A 15829-nucleotide genomic window follows, 5' to 3' on the forward strand; every position below is an offset into this window, starting at 1 on the left:
CGGCGTGGCTGAAGACGGAAGCCGGCAAGTCACGCAAGCAGCGCCGGACGCTGAAGCAACTCCATGCCGACCTCGTGGCGCTCGGCTTCACCGGCGTCAGCCGACCGCTCCAGCGCCGGTAGAGATCGCAGAAGCGGCTATAGCCATAGCCCTCGGGGTGAACCGCGCGGTATTCCTCCCAGAGCAGCGACAGCGTCACGCCCTGGCGCCTCAGCTCGCGATGGATCGTCGGCCAGTCCGGTTGGGCCTCGACGAGACGGCTGGGGCCGCCGATCGGATGAAACAGCAGCGCCTCCAGCGCCCCGTCCGTGATCTCCGCCGCAAGCGGCCAACTCAGCCCGGCACGCTCGACCCGCTTGAGATAATCGCTCGCCGTGCTCTGCCCGACGCCGAGGCTCGCGGCGATCTTCCGTGTCGACAACCCGCTGGCATGAAGCCGCAGCGCTTCTCTGATCTTCCGCATCGTCAGTCTCTTCATGGGGCCGCCCGCGCTCCGCAAAAGAGCAAGCGTAGCCCGCCGCAGGACTGCCCAGCAGCGTCAGAACCTCACCCCGACAGGGTGACCGGATGCCCCGGAATCGGTGACCGGATCAGATCGGAATGGGTGACCGGATCAGATCGGAATCCCCGACCGGATCACCCCGGAACGCGCAATACTGGTAGTCCGCGGATTATTTCTGGGGAAGCGAGCCGGGCGATTACCTCATCCCGCGCCCGCCTCATGCTCCTGCAGGATGCCGATGATCTGCTCCTCGGTCCGTCGTGCCTTCTTCATCCGTCCGTCCTCTCGTGGGGAGGATTACCGGAGGACCTGATGTTGCTGCGCTGTAGGGATGGGCGCTCAAAATTCAGGCAGTGTTTGAACCTGATGCGTTTTGGAAATGGAACGTAACTGTTCGGAGCCATGCGAGAAGCGCGAGACAGAAAATCAGGCCAGAGCCGCCTCAATCAATGTCGGACCGGGAGTCGCGATTGCGCGCGCAAATTCGCGCGCTAATTCATCGGTACTTGTCACGACGGATGCCGCAACGCCGAAGCCCTTCGCGAGTCCAGTCCAGTCAAGCGGCGGGCTGGTGATGTCCAACATCGTGCGCGCATTTCTTCCGGGGTCCGGGCGGCCCAGATTAGTCAGCTCGTCATAAAGCGAGCCATAGCTGCGATTTGAGAGAACAACGGTGACGACATCCAGAGATTCCCTGGCCTGTGTCCAGAGTGCCTGCACAGTATACATCGCGCTTCCGTCGGCCTGCAGGTTCACAACCTTTCGGTCCGGGCAGGCGATTGCTGCGCCAACGGAAAGCGAGGGGCCGATCCCGATCGCTCCGCCCGTGAGTTGTAGTAGATCATGCGGCGCGGCATGTCGTGCAGCCAGCCCAAATGCATGGCTCGAACTGATTGATTCGTCGCAGACAATGGCATTTTCCGGCAGAAGCGCGGCCACGGTCTGCACGACCGTACGAGCGCTCAGCGCACCTGTTGCCATCTCGGTCCGTGGGGCGTCATCCCGGTGCACCCCGGACCTTGCAGAGAGCCCAAGCGCTTCCCGGAGGGCCGCAAGCGTAACAGGCAGGTCGGCGCCGTGACCGGCAACCTCGATGACGGAGGCCTCCGGGTGTGACACAGCGTGGGGCTTGTCGGGAAATTTGAAGAAGGAAACAGGTGCCTTAGCGCCGATCAGAAGGATGACGTCATAGGGTGCGAGCTGCGCGACGGCAGCGTCCACTCCATAGGGGATGCGCACTGGCGCGCAACTGCCGCGTCCGTGGCTCATGCGGGCATTCGCTTGCTCGGCCATGACGCCTGTCCCGAAGGCGTGCGCGATGCGTGCCGCATCTGCCATCGGTCCGGCGCGCAGTGCGCTGCCTCCGAGCAGGATGAGGCAACGCCTCCCGGCCTCTCGGATTTTATTTGCCGCAAGGGTAATGATCGCGTCTTCGACAGTCTGCAACGGCGCGGGGTTCTGGGCCGGTTGTGGCAAGTATTCGGCCGGATCCCACGTGGCGTTGGCCGGCAAGACAAGCGTGGCGACCTGGCCGCCCACGAAGCGCGCAGCTAGGATTGCCTCCGTCACATCAGTCTGAATCGTTAACGCGCCGCGGACCCTGCCGACCCAATCCGACATTGGACGGGCAAGGGCTTCAATATCCGTGGTCAGGGGTGCATCATACGGAAGGTGATCGCACGCGTGATCGCCTACAATATTCACCATTGGCGTGTGTGCACGCCGCGCGTTGTGCAAGTTGGCCAATCCATTGGCCAGCCCTGGCCCCGTGTGCAGCAGCGTTGCGGCCGGACGTCCGGTCATGCGGCCGTAGCCGTCAGCAGCTCCGGTGACCACGCCCTCGAACAATCCCAGAACACAACGCATCCGTGGCTGCTCATCCAGAGCAGCCACGAAATGCATCTCCGAAGTCCCTGGATTGGCGAAACAGATGTCGATCTCATGTGCCAGTAACGTCTGGCATAGAACATCCGCGCCGTTCACTGCATGCTTCCTTGGCTTGCGCCGGTGACGGCGCGCGATCCGAGCGAGCCAAGCGCCAGCATGACCAGAAGCTCATAAGCAACCGTCGCGGCAAGGAAGGCCGACATCCCGCCCACATCATGCGGCGGGCTGATCGTGTTGATGTCGATCGACACGATGTTCAGCCCCGAGAGGCTGCGGATCACCTCGAGTCCCTCGCGCGCCGACGCGCCGCCCCAAGCCGGAGTGCATACACCCGGGGCAACCGAAGGATCGAAGAAGTCCATATCGAAGCAAAGGTAGACCGGCATACCTTGGAGCGTTTCTCGGACTCTGCCGAAGACGGACTGGATCCCCTCCTGCATCAATTGCTCCATCGAGATGATGGAATAACCGAGCTGACGGCCATAGTTGTAGACGCCGGGTACCAAATGGCTGCGGCGTGTGCCGATGTGAAAAGAATTGCGCGCATTCACCAGCCCCTCTTCGAAGGCGCGGGAAAAGGCAGTGGCGTTGTTGTATCCGTCGATGGGGTACGCGTCGGTATGGGCGTCTATATGTAATACGCACAGATCGTCGTAATGCTGTGCCAACGCCCGCATCTGGGGTAGCGCAACTGCGCCGTCTCCGCCGAAGGTGACGGGAACCGCGCCACCGGACAGGGCCGTCATCATGGCGGCCTCAATCATAGGGAAGGCCTGCTCGACGTCGCCCGATACCACGTCGGCATCACCCAGATCGACTAGGCCGAGCGCGGCCAACGGGTTAACGCCGCTTTCGCCGTCGTACGCCCGCAGTAGAAGCGACTGCTCCCGGATGGACGAGGGGCCAAGCCGCGCGCCAACACGCGTCGGATGGTTGCCGCAATCGAATGGAAGGCCCAGCACAACGGCCCTAGCCGCTCCAGGCACAGTGGCATGGGGCACGCCCATGAACGAGGTCAGCGATCGAAGCGGCGATGCTTCCGGCATGTAGAACTCCAATCATCTTAAGGACAAGTGGAGCAGCCCTCGGCCGCTCCACCCGAAGTAGGCGCGTCAGGATGCGATGAGATCAGTATACTGGTTCAGGATCTCGCTATAGTTTTCGGCATACCACGCAGCATCGACTGCAACCTGTCGGGCAAAATTTTCAGGACTGCCGGGATCGTCCGCCCGCAGCTCCTCCGGCACCAAGTCGGCAGCCTGCGGGTTGATTGGACCGTTGCCGAGCGCCTTGAACAGTTCGATTTGGCTCTGCGGATCCTGTGTGGATGCAACAAAGTCCCAGACCGCCTTGCCTGCCGGGTTGCCCTTCGGGACGATCCATGCGCCTGCAAAGAGGATGCCCTGATTGAAATCGAACCTGACGCGCCCCTCGGTCTCGTCTCGCAGAAGCATCGAACGCGTGTGCCAGATATTTCCCATCGTGACTTCGCGATTACGGAACAGTTCTTGGCTCTGAGAGCCGCTGCTCCAGAAGATGGTCTGATCCTTGATCTCCCGTATTTTCGCGAAGGCGCGCTCGATATCGATCGGGTAGACGTCTACGGCTGCAACACCGTCCGCCATCAGCGCTGCCTCGAGCATACCTTCAATATTGTTGCGCAGGGTACGGGTTCCAGGAAAATCCTTCAGGTTCCAGAAATCAGTCCAGTTCTTGGGCGCCTCTGGATGGGCCTCACCGTCCCAGGTCAGGGCGAAGGTATAGAGATAGCTGCCCACGCCCCATCTGCCACGATGGATCTCGCGTAGCTTGTCGGGATCGACAACGTTCCAGTCCACCTCCTCCAAGAGGTCTTCCTGCCCCAGTTCGATCGAGGCAGGCAAGTTGCGGTCGCAAACATCCCAGCTCACCGCGTTGCTTTCCACCATCGCCCGGATCTTGCCCGAACTCGGGCCCGAGCCGTCGACGACGGCCTGCAAGCCACTCGCGGCGGTGTAGGGGGCCGCCCAGATGCTCTCAAAGGCAGGCACCGCATCGCCGCCCCAATTCACGATAACCAACTCGCTCGATTGGGCATAAGCGGGCGTAAAGCGCAACGCGATTGGCATCACGCCCAGCACACCTAGAGCGCTCAGGAACCGACGACGATGAACAACCTTCCCTTGCGTTTTCTGTCTCAGGATCGCGAGACTGTCCTGAATGAAGTCGTTGTCGAACTCAGATTTACGCATCTTCTTCCTCCCTGTTGTTTCCGGTCAGTCGTTCCGGAAGTTCTGCTTCTTCTCACGCGTCGTGAACAGCATCACGGCGACAGTCAGCAGGATCATCACCGTCCCGAGCGCCGCGATGGCAGGATCGATGTTATCATCCAGTCCATCCCAGATTCGGCGCGGAAGCGTGTAGACTTGGCGCATGGTGATGAAGAGAGCGACGATGATCTCATCCCACGAGATGAAGAATGCGAATGTGCCGCCCGCGACCAGACCGGACTTGATCTGCGGAAGGATCACCCACCGCATCGTACGGCCTGCCGACGCACCGAGGCTGCGCGCCGCCTGCTCCGTCCGACGATCCAGATTGGCGAGGGCCGTTCCCACGGTCAGGATCACGAAGGGCGCGCCTTTGACCGCATGCACAAGGATCAGGCCAACATAACTATCCAGCAGCCCGATCGCTGCCCAGGCCTTGTAGAAGGCCACTGAATGCACAATGGGTGGAACGATCATCGGGGCCAGCATGAGCGGCTGCAGGACGGATTGCGTCAGCCCGCCCCGACGCCACACTCCGATCGCGAAGGAGCTCCCGAGAAGCAGCGCCAGCGTGGTCGCGAAGACCGCCACAATCAAGCTGTCGGTAATGCTGCCAAGCCAGCGGGGATCACTGATGAGGCTGGCGTAATGACGAAACGAGATGGCGCCATCGGGCAGCGACAGGTAGCGGTGCGGCGTGACGGAGATCGGCACCATGACCAAGACTGGCAGCGCTAGGAAGCAGCCGATGAGCCATGCCAGCACCCGGGCGGGTGAATGTTCGCGTCTCATGCGTTTCTTCCCTTGCCTGTGACAGTGCCACCGACCTGCATGAACCTGCTCATCCAGATCGTCAGGGCGACAACGATCAAGACGAGAACGGTGGCAAGCATGGTGGCCAAGCCCCAGCGCAGTGTCTCGGAGATCTGGATCGCGATGTACTCCGCGATCATTACGACGCGGCCGCCACCGAGAATTGCCGGGGTAATATAGAAGCCCAGCGAGAAGATCAGGACCAGAAGCCCGGCACCGGCAAGGCCTGGCAGGCTGAGCGGAAAATAGACCCACCAGAAGCTGCGCCAGCGGCTCGCCCCCAGAGCTCGCGCGGCCTGCGTCAGGCGAACGTCAATTCCAGACATGTTCGTATAGAGCGGCAGAATTGCATAGGGTAGCATGTAGTGAACCATGCCGATGACGACCCCGATCTCGTTGCGCACGAGAGCAAGCGGGCGCTCGATCAGCCCCAGCCCCATCAGCGCTTGGTTCAAGAGACCGTTGGGCTGGAGAATTGCAACCCAAGCATAGGCACGTATCAACGCACTTAACCAGAAGCTTGCCAGTACGATGAAGAGGGCGATGTTGCGCTGACGCGGCCTCATGGTCATGAGGCCCAGCGAGAAAAGATACCCCAGCAGCAACGTGATCGCCGTCGTCGAAAGGCTGATGCGCAGGGTGTTGCCGAAGATGCGATGCAGCGCCGAACTTTCTGCAAGCAGCTTGTAGTTCTGCAGCCCGGGCTGAGGCTCCGTCACGCTCAACAGCAGCACGTTGATCACTGGCACGAAATAGACCGCGCTCATGAAGATGCAGGGTAGCGCAATCATTAGCGTATAGAAGGAATTGCTGCTCAGCCGCATCGCGGTATTTCTGCCGCTCATGCCGCGCCAGCCTGCCCGGCCGGCAGCGCCCGGGCGGCGCCGACATCCCAACTGAGCCATACTTGGGACCCACGGGCCAACGCGCCGAGCTCTGCTGCCTGCACGGCGGGAATCGAGGCGCTCAGCCGCTCGCCTGCCACCGACACATCGATGTCCAGCTGTCCGCCCAGAAAGGTCGTGTCAGCGACCGTGCCGGACATGCTGTTCGGCAGCGGCGGCTGCCGGGTCGCAACGACGATGCGTTCGGGCCGGATCGCCAGAGCGGCTTTTTCTCCGGGCCTCATCGGTGCGCTCGACTGGGCATGAAGGTCGCCAATACTGCTACGCAGAACGACCGAATCTCCGCTGACAGTCACGATCTCGCCCTCGATGAAGTTGCTACGCCCCAGAAAACCCGCCACGAAGACGCTGTCCGGCTGATGATACATCCGGCTCGGCGTATCGATCTGCTGGATGCGCCCGTCATTCAGAATGGCGATCCGGCTTGACATTGAGAGAGCTTCCTCCTGGTCGTGGGTGACATAGACGAATGTCGTTCCGACCTTCTGATGGAGCGATTTGAGCTCGGTCTGAAGCGTGTGGCGCAGCGCCTTGTCGAGGGCTGAGAGGGGCTCGTCCAACAGCAGGAGTTCCGGCTTAAACACAAGGGCACGGGCGAGTGCCACCCGCTGCTGCTGCCCGCCAGACAGCTCTTTCGGCAGCCGGTGCGAATATTTTTGGAGTTCCATCAGCTCCAGGGCATCCTCGACCGATTTTCGTGCATCGCGGCGTGATATGTTGCGTGCCCGCAGGGGGAACCAGACATTGTCCCAGACCGACAGGTGCGGAAACAGGGCATAACCTTGGAACACGACGCCGAAGTTGCGCGCTTCTGGCGGAATTTCCGTGATGTCGGCCCCGTCCAGCAACAGCTTGCCGGCACTGGGCTCCACGAATCCAGCTATCGTCATCAACAGAGTCGTCTTGCCAGAGCCAGAAGGTCCCAGCAAAGTCAGAAACTCACCGGCCTCGATGTTGAGGTTGGTTGGATGGAGCGCGGTAAACTCTCCGTACCGCTTGCCGACTCCTTCGAGCGTCAGCGCAGTCTGCATGGCTCTTCACTTCCTCGTTTGCACCATAGCTGCACAGGACCGACTGTAATAACAAGCGAGATATACTGCACCAGCAGTGTCCAAAAATTTTGAACGCTGAGGGCGAGAACATGCTGCATCCTCATCGGGTCCTCCCGTTTCTGCGCGCATTTGAGGCGGTCGCCCGCTTGGGGCATGTGCGCTCGGCCGCGGCCGAATTGAACCTGACGCCGAGTGCCGTGAGCTACCAGATCAAGATGCTGGAGCGGGCGCTGGGACTGCCCGTATTTGTGCGCGAAAGCAGAAGCATGAGGTTGACTGGTGAGGGCGAGCGCTTTTTCCGAGACACAGGCGCGATCATGCGCAGCCTCGAGGCATCGCTGGAGGGCATTGCATCGAGACCGCGCCGCCCTCCCGAGACACGGCTGCGCATAGCGGCTTCGTCCGGCCTCGGTCACATCTGGCTGGCGCCGAAACTGCCAGGGCTCGCGGACCAACTGGATGTGAGTTGCGCTGAATTCCACGTCGCCCGCGAGGTGGCCCAAGTTAATTGGCGTCAGGTAGACTTGGCCATTGTCTACGACAACCCACCGTGGACTGGGTGCACATGGGCTCCTCTACCTGAGCTGCGCCTAAGTCCGGTATGCACGCCTGGGCTGACCCACGCCCACCCTCTGCGTCATTTCCGCGAGTTAAAGAACCATCGGCTCCTGCATGAAGACAGCGGGCAAGAATGGCAAAGATGGTGCGCCGCAGCAAGACTGGAGGCAGTGCCCAAACGAAATGCGTACTTCAATCGGCTTTCGATGGCGTTCAATTCCGCTCTTTCGGGAGATGGCTTGGCCCTAGTATCAGATTTTCTGGCACAGAAGTATCTTACCTCTGGCCAGCTTGTCCGGCCTCTCGATCTGTCGATCCCAGCGTCAAAACGCTACCATGTCGTTGCGTTAGAGAAGCGCATGTCGGATCCTTTCATAGCTCGTGCGTTAGAGCTGGTTCTTGCCTTAAGCCGTTCCGAACACTCGGGGCTGGAACTTAATCCTCAAGATCGGCGCATTTAGGTTGTCTGACGTCATGAACTGCCCCCTATTTCAACCGGACAGTCCGGCATGACCATGAAAGGCTCAAGCCTGTGCTCGAGGACATGCTCATGGGCACCTCGATTTTTCCCCGTTTTCGGCTGCTCAGGGCCAGTTCGGCGGCATGAAGCCTGCAGGAAACTGCTTGGCGGGGTGCTTCGGAGTCTGACCGGTGACCGTTCCGACTGGTCGCGGCGGGTTTCGGCTCCTTGGGCCTGAGCGTCGTGCTCCGGTTCACGCCGGGCACGGGTTGATGCGGCGCAATTGGACGAGGCGGCGCATGTTGTAGGCGAGGTTCTTCATCCCGATCTTGGCCTTCGCGCGGATCAGGCCGATGGTGCGCACCAGCGTCCCGCCCATGTCGTTGGACTGCGCGCCGAACACGTGCTCGACCCGAGCGCGCACGGCGGACTTGGTCCGGTTGCTGGACTTGCCCCGTTCCGTCAGCGGCTTGCCGCGCTTGCCCTTGCGGTGGTTGCGGCTCTTCAGCCCGCGGGCGCGGAGCTTGGCCTCCATTTCCTCGGAGCGATAGGCCGGATCGGCCCAGACCCCGGAACCCGTGTTGCCCTGCATCAGCAGGTGATCCACCGCTTGGCTGTCGTGCAGCGCCGCGTCGCTGACATGGTAACGGCGGACCAGCTTGTGCCGGCGATCCACGTTCACGTGGTTCTTGTAGCCGTAATGGCTCTTGCCGTGCTTCTTCGTCCAGCGTGCGTCGGTATCCTTCTAGCGGCGCATGGCGGGCTTGTCCGCCCAGCCCTCCGGCTCCTCGCCGGCCTTGATCGCCTTGTTCTCGTCCCGCGTGTTGCGGTTCTTCGGCACCGGCACGATGGCGGCATCGAGGATCTGCCCGCCGCGCGCGATGTAGCCCTGCCGCGCCAGATAGCCGTCGAACTGCCGGAACAGCGCCTCGACGATCCCCGCCTTCGCCAGCCCCTCCCGGTAGAGCCAATGTACGATCCCAGATCCCGCCTCAGGGCGCGTTTCGGTGAACAAGTTGACGCGCGCGGGTATTCGGATCCCATCGCTCGAGCGGAACTGCTCAACGACTCCGGATGCTGACAAAAACCGTCGCGAGCCGCGATGTGGCTCCATGCGATGTGCCTAAGGCAGCCAGATCTCAACCGTGCCGTTCCTGGGAGACGGCCGGAAATGGGTGAAGTCGGACACAGTCGCCCGACCACCTCCGCCAACCATGTCGCCGATGAGGCCCGACACGTCCCGGTCGGCTGCGTGGAAATAGCGGATGCTCTGCCGTTCGACCGGATAGCGGACCGGGCGGGTCTCGACCTCGGCGGTGCCTGCGGCGAGCAGGAGACCAACAAGCTCAGCGGTTCGCTCGTGTCCGCCGCGTTCGGGATAGTGGATCACAACCCGTGCCTGAGCCAACGTGCGGGATGGCACGGCCGCGGCAACCTCGGGCACGCTCGGCCGAGCTGCAGCGGCAGGATACGTCCATGCCGCCGAACCTGGCCTTCCAGGCATAGAACGTCGCGCTGCTGATCCCATGCCGGCGGCACAGCTCCGCCGTCTTCGCTCCGTCGACGTATACGTCGACCCTGCTCGCGCAGAATCCCGATGACCTGCTCCTCGGTGAACTTCGATCTCTTCATGGTCCGGTCCTCTCGTTGGGCCGGACTCTAGCGTCAGATGGAGGAATTATCGGGGGTCACAGCAACCTTGGCAATCTTCCTGTCGGCCGACCGGCTGATCCGCAATCGTTCGGCTATTGCTCGCGGGACTTTCAAATCCAACTCATGGTATGGTCGTCGCAGACTCGGCTGATGTCCACTGCATCGGAGGGAATACGGTGAGCGGTGACGACACGACGCGCGCGACGGTCACCACCACCACGGCCGCCCCGGCTCGGCGCGGCCGCCCGAACCCCCTGCGGCGTGTCGCTCTGGTAGTCGTCTGCGTTGCGCTCCTGCTCTTCGGGCTTGCCGTCATCATGGAGCGCCTCAGTCCGACGACTTCGCAGGCGGCTGTCCACGCCTACATCGTGCGCGTCGCGCCGGAGGTCGGGGGGCGGGTGATCGAGATCCCCGTCTCCGATAATGCGCCCGTCCGGGCGGGAGACCTGCTGTTCCAGATCGATCCGCGTCCCTCCGAGATCGCCGTCGCGGCGGCTGAGGCGCAGCTTGACCTTGCCGGACAGGAGATCGGCGCCTCGACCTCGGCCGTCGATTCCGCGCAGGCCGTCCTGATCCAGGCCACGGCCCAACAGGACAACGCGCGTGAACAGGCCGGCCGCATCTTCCAGATGGTCGAGCGCGGCATCTACGCGCCCGCCCGCGGCGACCAAGCCCGCGCCACGCTTGAATCGGCGGACGCCGCCGTCGCCGGCGCCGCCGCCGAACTGGAGCGGGCGCGCCAACAGTTGGGACCCGAGGGAGCCGACAACCCGCAGGTCCGGCAGGCTCTGGCGACGCTGGAGCAGGCGCGGTACGATCTGCTGCGCACGCGCGTGGTCGCGCCCTCGGATGGCGTCGTCACGAACCTCCAGCTTACGATTGGTCAGGTGGTCGGCCCCGGCCAGTCCGCCATGACCTTCATCAACGCCGGTACGATCTGGCTCTCGGCCGCGTACAAAGAAAACAGCCTTGAATACATGGCGGCGGGCGACCCGGCGGAGGTTGTGCTGGATTCGCTGCCCGGCAAGGTTTTCGCCGCACAGGTCGAGAGCATCGGCTGGGGCGTCGCCGAGGGGACCGTCGATCCGGCGACTGGGCTGCCGACCGTCCGCAACGCCAGCGGCTGGGTGCGCGAGCCCCAACGCTTTCTGGTGCGGCTGACCTTCGTGGGCGACCCGCCGAAGGGTGTCCGCTATGGAACCCAAGCGACCGTGGTCGTCTATGCCGACGAGAACCCGATCCTGCACGCGCTCGGACGCTTCTGGATCAGGCTGGTGTCGGTCCTCACCTATGTCAGCTGAGGTCGAACGCCTGCGGATCCGGCGGCACGGTTTCAGGGTCGCGGCGGCGGTCGCCGTCGGCTTCGTCTGGGCAGGTCTCGCGGGGCAAGTCATTCCGTTTCTGGGTCCGCTTTTCGCGATCCAGCTCCTGATGGCGCCACGACCGCCCGGCCTTGGCCAAGGGATCGGCATGGTGACGGTGATCCTTGCGGGCAGCGTCGTGATGCTGGTCCTGACGGGAGTCGTTGGCGACCGGCCCGTGGTGCTCAGCGCCTTCCTCGCGCTCGTCTACTTCGCCTGCTTCCTCGCTCAGGCGACGGGGCGGGGCGGTGGCGCGCCGTTTCTGGTACTGGTCGTGGCCATCATCGTGCCGATGCTCGGCGTCCTGAAGATGGATCTAGGTCAGCCGATCGTGGCGATCCTGCTCGATGGCGTCGGAACGGGCCTGCTTCTGACATGGGCGGCACATGCGGTCTTTCCCGATCCGGGCGGGCTGCCACCGGCGCCCCCGCCGCCCGCACCGCCCGTCCCAGGGGATGGCTCGACCCTCAGGGCCATCACCAACGCCGGGATCCTGCTCGCGATGGTCGTCTACTGCATGACGAACGACGCCTTGGCGTCTGCGGCCGTCGTGCCGATCACGGTCGCGTCGCTGCTGGGTCAACTGGCGCTCGCCAAGGGGCCGGTGGCGGTCGTCGGGCTGATGGTGGTCAACCTGCTCGGCGGGATTGTCGCCTCGCTCGCCTTCACCGTCTACGAGCTCCGGCCATCGGCCCCCTGGCTGCTGGCCGTTGTCCTCGTCGTGGGGCTGCTGTTCGGAGGCAAGGCGGCCGCCGACCGGGCCACTGCGCCGATATACGCAGGCTCCCTCATCATCTTCTGCATCCTCTTCGGGCTGGGCGTCTCGCCCCTGCCAGGGACGGCGGCCGAGTCCTTCTCCACCCGCGTCAGCTTCGTGCTGCTCGGGATCCTCTATACGGTCACCCTGGCTGCGCTCCTGTGGCGTCCGACACAGGCGGACGTAACCGTCGCAACCTGATAAGCGGACCGGTTGTCCCGGTGGAGCGGCGCGTCAAGGTCGCACCGCCTCCACCTCGATCTCGACCAGCCAGCCCGGATTGGCGAGGCCGGCAACCTCGAACACGGACCGGGTCGGCAGGTTCGTCTGCGTGTCGGTGCCGAAGAACTGCGTATAGCCTTTCATGAACCCGGCGAAGTCCATCGGGGCGTCGTTCTGCGGTGCGACCAGATAGACCTGCATCTTGACCACGTCGCCCATCGACAGCCCCATCGCCTGAAGCTTCGATTCGATCTGATTCAGGACCGACACGGTTTGCGCCTCGGTGTCGCCGTAGGCGGCGGCGCTGTTCGGATCGGCCGAACTGTCGGTTGGGGCGGGAACGGTGCCGCTGAGCAGGACGCGGGTTGAACCGGCCGGGATCTCGATCGCCTGCGCGATGGGGAAATCCGAATCCGGGATCGGATGTCGGATGACGTCGCCGGCATTCTGGGCGGCGGCGGGAAGGGCCAGCGCAAGGGTCAGCGCGGCAAGGCTTGCGGGACGGATCATGCGGATGCTCCTTCGGCGGTCAATGGGGCAGCGGATCTGCGGTCGCGCGGGCCTGCTCGACCGTTTCGACCGTCGGCGGGAAGACCTCCACGCCGGACAGGGTGCCTTGCAGATATTCGACCACGGCGACGATCTGCTGGTCATCGAGCACCTGTCGGAAGGGCGGCATCCCGCGAAGGCCGTTCACGATGACCGAGACGGGATAGTCGCCGACGATCAGGTTTTCGTTCCACGCGAGCGCGGGGTACATTCCCGCCCCCACCGCTCCCTCGCCTTCGGGCATGTGGCAGCCTTGGCATACGGCGCGATAGATGTCCTCGCCCTCAGTCTGAGTGATCTTTCCTGGGTCCAGGAACAGCCGGGACTCGAACGGATCGGGCTCGAAGGTGACGAAATCCGCGACCGGCGCCCCGGCCGCGGCAGGACTCTGTTCGGGCGTATGCGCCGCCGGCGCATCGCCTTGCGCGAGGGTGGGCGCCGGGACCACCACCGGCGCGAGGATCAGGGCCGCGGCGATCAGATGAGAACGCATATCCATGCCTCCGTTCAGCCGTTGATGACACGGTCATGCAGACGCGAGACCGCGTCCAGCGTCGACGTGATGGCCCCTTCCATCCAGCCCGGAAGATACGAGATATGCTCTCCGGCCATCAGGATGCGGCCGTCGATCCTGGTCGCCTTGTCGTAGTTCGCCTCGCGTTCGCGCCACAGGCCATAGCAGCCCAGCGTCCAGGGAACCCGGTGCCAGACCACGCTGACGCCGGTCTTGAACTCCTGCGGATACTGCGGATGGATGTGGGTGCCGTACTCGATCGCCCATTTCAGGCGCTCCTCGGGGCTCATCGAGGTGAACTGGTTGGCGATGGCATCCCAGGCATAGCCGCCCAGCAGCACGGCGGGGCCGTCCGACTGGTAACCCGTGGACGGATAGCTGATCAGCGTGATCGGCAGGTCCGTATAGGTGATGCCGCCGTAGATCGCCTCGTCCTGTTCCCAGAAGCGGCGCTTGAATTCCAGACCGAACTTGACCGATGCGGCATAAGGCATCGAGTCGACGACACCCTTCATTTCGGCCGACAGATCCGCGTCGATCTGACTGAGGATCGAGAACGGGATTGTGCAGAGGCACCAGTCGGCGGTTGCGGTGCGCGGCTCGCCGCTGCCGTCCGACCCCATATAGGTGACAGTCACGCCCTCGTCGTTCTGCCGGATCTCGGTGACCTTGCAGTTGTATTTGATGAGGTCGCCCACCTGCTTTTCAAAGGCCACGGCGATGCGGTCCATGCCCCCGACCGGCTGGAACATGGTCTCCTGGAACTCGACCAGATCGGCATCGACCAGCTTGTTCCACAGTCTCGACTGCAGGATGGCCGCGAAATCCAGAGGCTCGGATGGCTCGGGCCGTGCGCTTGCCCCGCCGCCGGGCCACTTTGCCCAGCCGCGGTATTCCGACGAATGATCCCCCTTGAGATAGTTGAATTCGTCGTCCAGCGCGCCGTAGTATTTGAGTGAGGCCATCAGCGCCTCGCGGTCGGTCGGGGTCACTGCTTCGTCCAGCGCGCCGGCGTTGGTGGCCTTGGCCAGCAGTTCCGAGATGTTGCCACGGAAGTCGGCATCGATCTCGCGGAAACGCATCGGCTTGCCGCCGAACGCCTTGGATGAATGCAGATAGGCATTGTGGTTCTGCTGGATGAAGGGCTCCAGCGTGACGCCCAGCCGGCGGCAGTAATCCAGCAGCGCATGGTGGTTATAGGGTATCCGCCATGGGCCGGGATTGATGTAGTTGCCTTCGGCGAAATCCACGTTCTGGGTAAATCCGCCCAGTTCCGTATAGGTGTCGCCGGAACGCAGTGTCCAGCAGCGCCCGCCAGCCTTTTCGCGATATTCGAGGATCTCGACGTGGTATCCGGCCGCCCGCAGTTCCAATGCCGCCGCCATGCCGGCCAGACCCGCACCCAGGATCAGAACCTTGGCCCCTTTCGGATCGCCTTCGAGCCGGATCGGCCCCTTGTAAGGCGACTGGGCCGCGTGGCCCAGGGATGTCATCGCCGCATACATGGCGCTGGTGCCCGCGGCTGCGCCGATCATCGACAGGATGGCCCGACGGGTCGGATGATAGATCATGCTTGCCTCCCAGCGGAAATACCGCGCTCCTGCCGTCCGCCATTGCATGACTAGGACACCGGACATGCCGCGGATTTGGCGACCCGCTACGACTTGGGCTCACAGAAACTTTATATACTATATAACTGCGAGTCGCCATCGGCGAGTTCGTTGTGTCAACGCCGGAGGAAAATCCGGCCACGTCCCGGTGCAAAAGTCTACCACGTGAGGAGTTCTGGGACTGGGGTTTGGAATGCGTTCCGCGCCCCGGCAGCAGCGCTCTTCAGATAGCTGGCGGCTGCCGGGGCGCGTTGGCCCCCGAGGGCCAATCCGTCGTTGGGATCAGTTAATCGCGTCGTCCTTGTCGGCGCGGCTCTGGCCGAGCCGGTAACTGTTGCCGTTCATCTCGAGGATGTGGACGTGATGGGTGAGCCGATCGAGCAGGGCGCCGGTCAGGCGCTCGGAACCGAAGGTCTCGGTCCATTCATCGAAAGGCCGGTTGCTGGTGATCTGCGTGGCGCCGCGCTCGTGGCCGCTCGGGCCGAGGGCGATGGTATTCTCGCGCCGCTCGATCCATTCCCCGCCGGCCAACTCCAGCACCTGCATCTTGTTGAGCTTGGGGATCGCCTTGAAGTCGAAGCTGTCGAGGCTCTTGCTGGCTGGGAACTTCGCCGCCTTGATGCGCCGCTCGACCATCCGGCGCGGTCATGCCCCTTGGCGTGGTGTAGGAGCGCCGGCCCTCGGAGAGGTCCGAGCTTGATCAGATTGCCACAGCGGGCAGCCTGATGCCGGGATTG

Annotated in this window: 13 protein-coding genes and 5 pseudogenes; 3 read left to right on the plus strand and 15 right to left on the minus strand. The window is 63.2% G+C overall.

Translation table 11 applies throughout. The features are described 5' to 3' along the window. The 8 genes and pseudogenes from KTN05_RS16310 to KTN05_RS16340 all read right to left on the minus strand — a co-directional run. A pseudogene (locus KTN05_RS16310) lies at positions 1-421 on the minus strand (hypothetical protein); the annotation flags it as partial. Beyond that, a pseudogene (locus KTN05_RS18265) lies at positions 395-478 on the minus strand (hypothetical protein); the annotation flags it as partial. The pseudogenes KTN05_RS16310 and KTN05_RS18265, both read right to left, overlap by 27 nt. Positions 479-928: 450 nt before the next feature. After that, complete coding sequence (locus KTN05_RS16315; protein ID WP_217330450.1) at positions 929-2485, minus strand: acetolactate synthase large subunit; 1557 nt, start codon at positions 2483-2485, stop codon at positions 929-931. Next, complete coding sequence (locus tag KTN05_RS16320) at positions 2482-3447, minus strand: arginase family protein (protein ID WP_217330451.1); 966 nt, start codon at positions 3445-3447, stop codon at positions 2482-2484. Before KTN05_RS16320 ends, KTN05_RS16315 begins: the two co-directional genes overlap by 4 nt. Positions 3448-3501: 54 nt before the next feature. After that, positions 3502-4620 carry an ABC transporter substrate-binding protein gene (locus KTN05_RS16325; RefSeq protein ID WP_217330452.1) on the minus strand — a complete coding sequence of 373 codons (1119 nt, stop codon included), beginning with the start codon at positions 4618-4620 and terminating at the stop codon, positions 3502-3504. A gap of 24 nt (positions 4621-4644) precedes the next feature. Beyond that, positions 4645-5430 (minus strand): ABC transporter permease, encoded by a 786-nt coding sequence (locus KTN05_RS16330; protein ID WP_217330453.1) that lies wholly within the window; start codon positions 5428-5430, stop codon positions 4645-4647. Continuing rightward, positions 5427-6218 (minus strand): ABC transporter permease, encoded by a 792-nt coding sequence (locus KTN05_RS16335; protein WP_217330454.1) that lies wholly within the window; start codon positions 6216-6218, stop codon positions 5427-5429. Before KTN05_RS16335 ends, KTN05_RS16330 begins: the two co-directional genes overlap by 4 nt. Before the next feature lie 74 nt (positions 6219-6292). Then, positions 6293-7387 carry an ABC transporter ATP-binding protein gene (locus KTN05_RS16340; protein ID WP_217330455.1) on the minus strand — a complete coding sequence of 365 codons (1095 nt, stop codon included), beginning with the start codon at positions 7385-7387 and terminating at the stop codon, positions 6293-6295. A gap of 110 nt (positions 7388-7497) precedes the next feature. On the opposite strand from KTN05_RS16340, the gene KTN05_RS16345 reads away from it, so the two are divergent. Further along, the gene (locus tag KTN05_RS16345) at positions 7498-8427 is read left to right on the plus strand and encodes a LysR substrate-binding domain-containing protein (protein WP_217330456.1); all 930 of its coding nucleotides are present in this window, start codon (positions 7498-7500) and stop codon (positions 8425-8427) included. Positions 8428-8679: 252 nt separating this feature from the next. Here KTN05_RS16345 and KTN05_RS16350 read toward each other — a convergent pair. The 3 genes and pseudogenes from KTN05_RS16350 to KTN05_RS16360 form a co-directional block, all read right to left on the minus strand. Then, positions 8680-9396, minus strand: a pseudogene (locus tag KTN05_RS16350) (IS5 family transposase); the annotation flags it as partial. 153 nt (positions 9397-9549) lie between these two features. Further along, positions 9550-9816, minus strand: coding sequence for a hypothetical protein (locus tag KTN05_RS16355; RefSeq protein ID WP_217330462.1), 267 nt, complete (start codon positions 9814-9816; stop codon positions 9550-9552). A 76-nt stretch (positions 9817-9892) separates the two neighbouring features. Further along, a pseudogene (locus KTN05_RS16360) lies at positions 9893-10058 on the minus strand (transposase); the annotation flags it as partial. A gap of 197 nt (positions 10059-10255) precedes the next feature. Between KTN05_RS16360 and KTN05_RS16365 the strand changes: the two are divergent. Next, positions 10256-11380, plus strand: a complete 1125-nt coding sequence (locus tag KTN05_RS16365) for an HlyD family secretion protein (protein WP_217330457.1) — start codon at positions 10256-10258, stop codon at positions 11378-11380. Next, positions 11370-12398, plus strand: a complete 1029-nt coding sequence (locus KTN05_RS16370) for a DUF2955 domain-containing protein (RefSeq protein ID WP_217330458.1) — start codon at positions 11370-11372, stop codon at positions 12396-12398. Before KTN05_RS16365 ends, KTN05_RS16370 begins: the two co-directional genes overlap by 11 nt. 33 nt (positions 12399-12431) lie before the next feature. On the opposite strand, the gene KTN05_RS16375 is transcribed toward KTN05_RS16370, so the two are convergent. The 4 genes and pseudogenes from KTN05_RS16375 to KTN05_RS16390 form a co-directional block, all read right to left on the minus strand. Continuing rightward, entirely contained in the window at positions 12432-12929 is a 498-nt protein-coding gene (locus KTN05_RS16375; protein ID WP_217330459.1) for a RidA family protein, read from the minus strand. Positions 12930-12948: 19 nt separating this feature from the next. After that, complete coding sequence (locus tag KTN05_RS16380) at positions 12949-13467, minus strand: cytochrome c (protein ID WP_217330460.1); 519 nt, start codon at positions 13465-13467, stop codon at positions 12949-12951. An 8-nt stretch (positions 13468-13475) separates the two neighbouring features. Beyond that, positions 13476-15053: a flavin monoamine oxidase family protein gene (locus KTN05_RS16385; protein ID WP_254368296.1), complete on the minus strand. Its 1578-nt coding sequence runs from the start codon at positions 15051-15053 to the stop codon at positions 13476-13478. 321 nt (positions 15054-15374) lie between these two features. Then, positions 15375-15734 (minus strand): annotated as a pseudogene (locus tag KTN05_RS16390) (ATP-binding protein); the annotation flags it as partial. Between the last annotated feature and the right edge of the window lie 95 nt (positions 15735-15829).

Source organism: Paracoccus sp. Z118 (genome assembly GCF_019061185.1).
GTDB lineage: Bacteria > Pseudomonadota > Alphaproteobacteria > Rhodobacterales > Rhodobacteraceae > Paracoccus.

Bases quoted from the DNA above. Each gene is read 5' to 3' on its own strand.
- KTN05_RS16325 (WP_217330452.1), bottom strand. From the start codon at position 4,620: ATGCGTAAATCTGAGTTCGACAACGACTTCATTCAGGACAGTCTCGCG.
- KTN05_RS16330 (WP_217330453.1), bottom strand. From the start codon at position 5,430: ATGAGACGCGAACATTCACCCGCCCGGGTGCTGGCATGGCTCATCGGC.
- KTN05_RS16335 (WP_217330454.1), bottom strand. From the start codon at position 6,218: ATGAGCGCGGTCTATTTCGTGCCAGTGATCAACGTGCTGCTGTTGAGC.
- KTN05_RS16340 (WP_217330455.1), bottom strand. From the start codon at position 7,387: ATGCAGACTGCGCTGACGCTCGAAGGAGTCGGCAAGCGGTACGGAGAG.
- KTN05_RS16345 (WP_217330456.1), top strand. From the start codon at position 7,498: ATGCTGCATCCTCATCGGGTCCTCCCGTTTCTGCGCGCATTTGAGGCG.
- KTN05_RS16370 (WP_217330458.1), top strand. From the start codon at position 11,370: ATGTCAGCTGAGGTCGAACGCCTGCGGATCCGGCGGCACGGTTTCAGG.
- KTN05_RS16375 (WP_217330459.1), bottom strand. From the start codon at position 12,929: ATGATCCGTCCCGCAAGCCTTGCCGCGCTGACCCTTGCGCTGGCCCTT.
- KTN05_RS16380 (WP_217330460.1), bottom strand. From the start codon at position 13,467: ATGGATATGCGTTCTCATCTGATCGCCGCGGCCCTGATCCTCGCGCCG.
- KTN05_RS16385 (WP_254368296.1), bottom strand. From the start codon at position 15,053: ATGATCTATCATCCGACCCGTCGGGCCATCCTGTCGATGATCGGCGCA.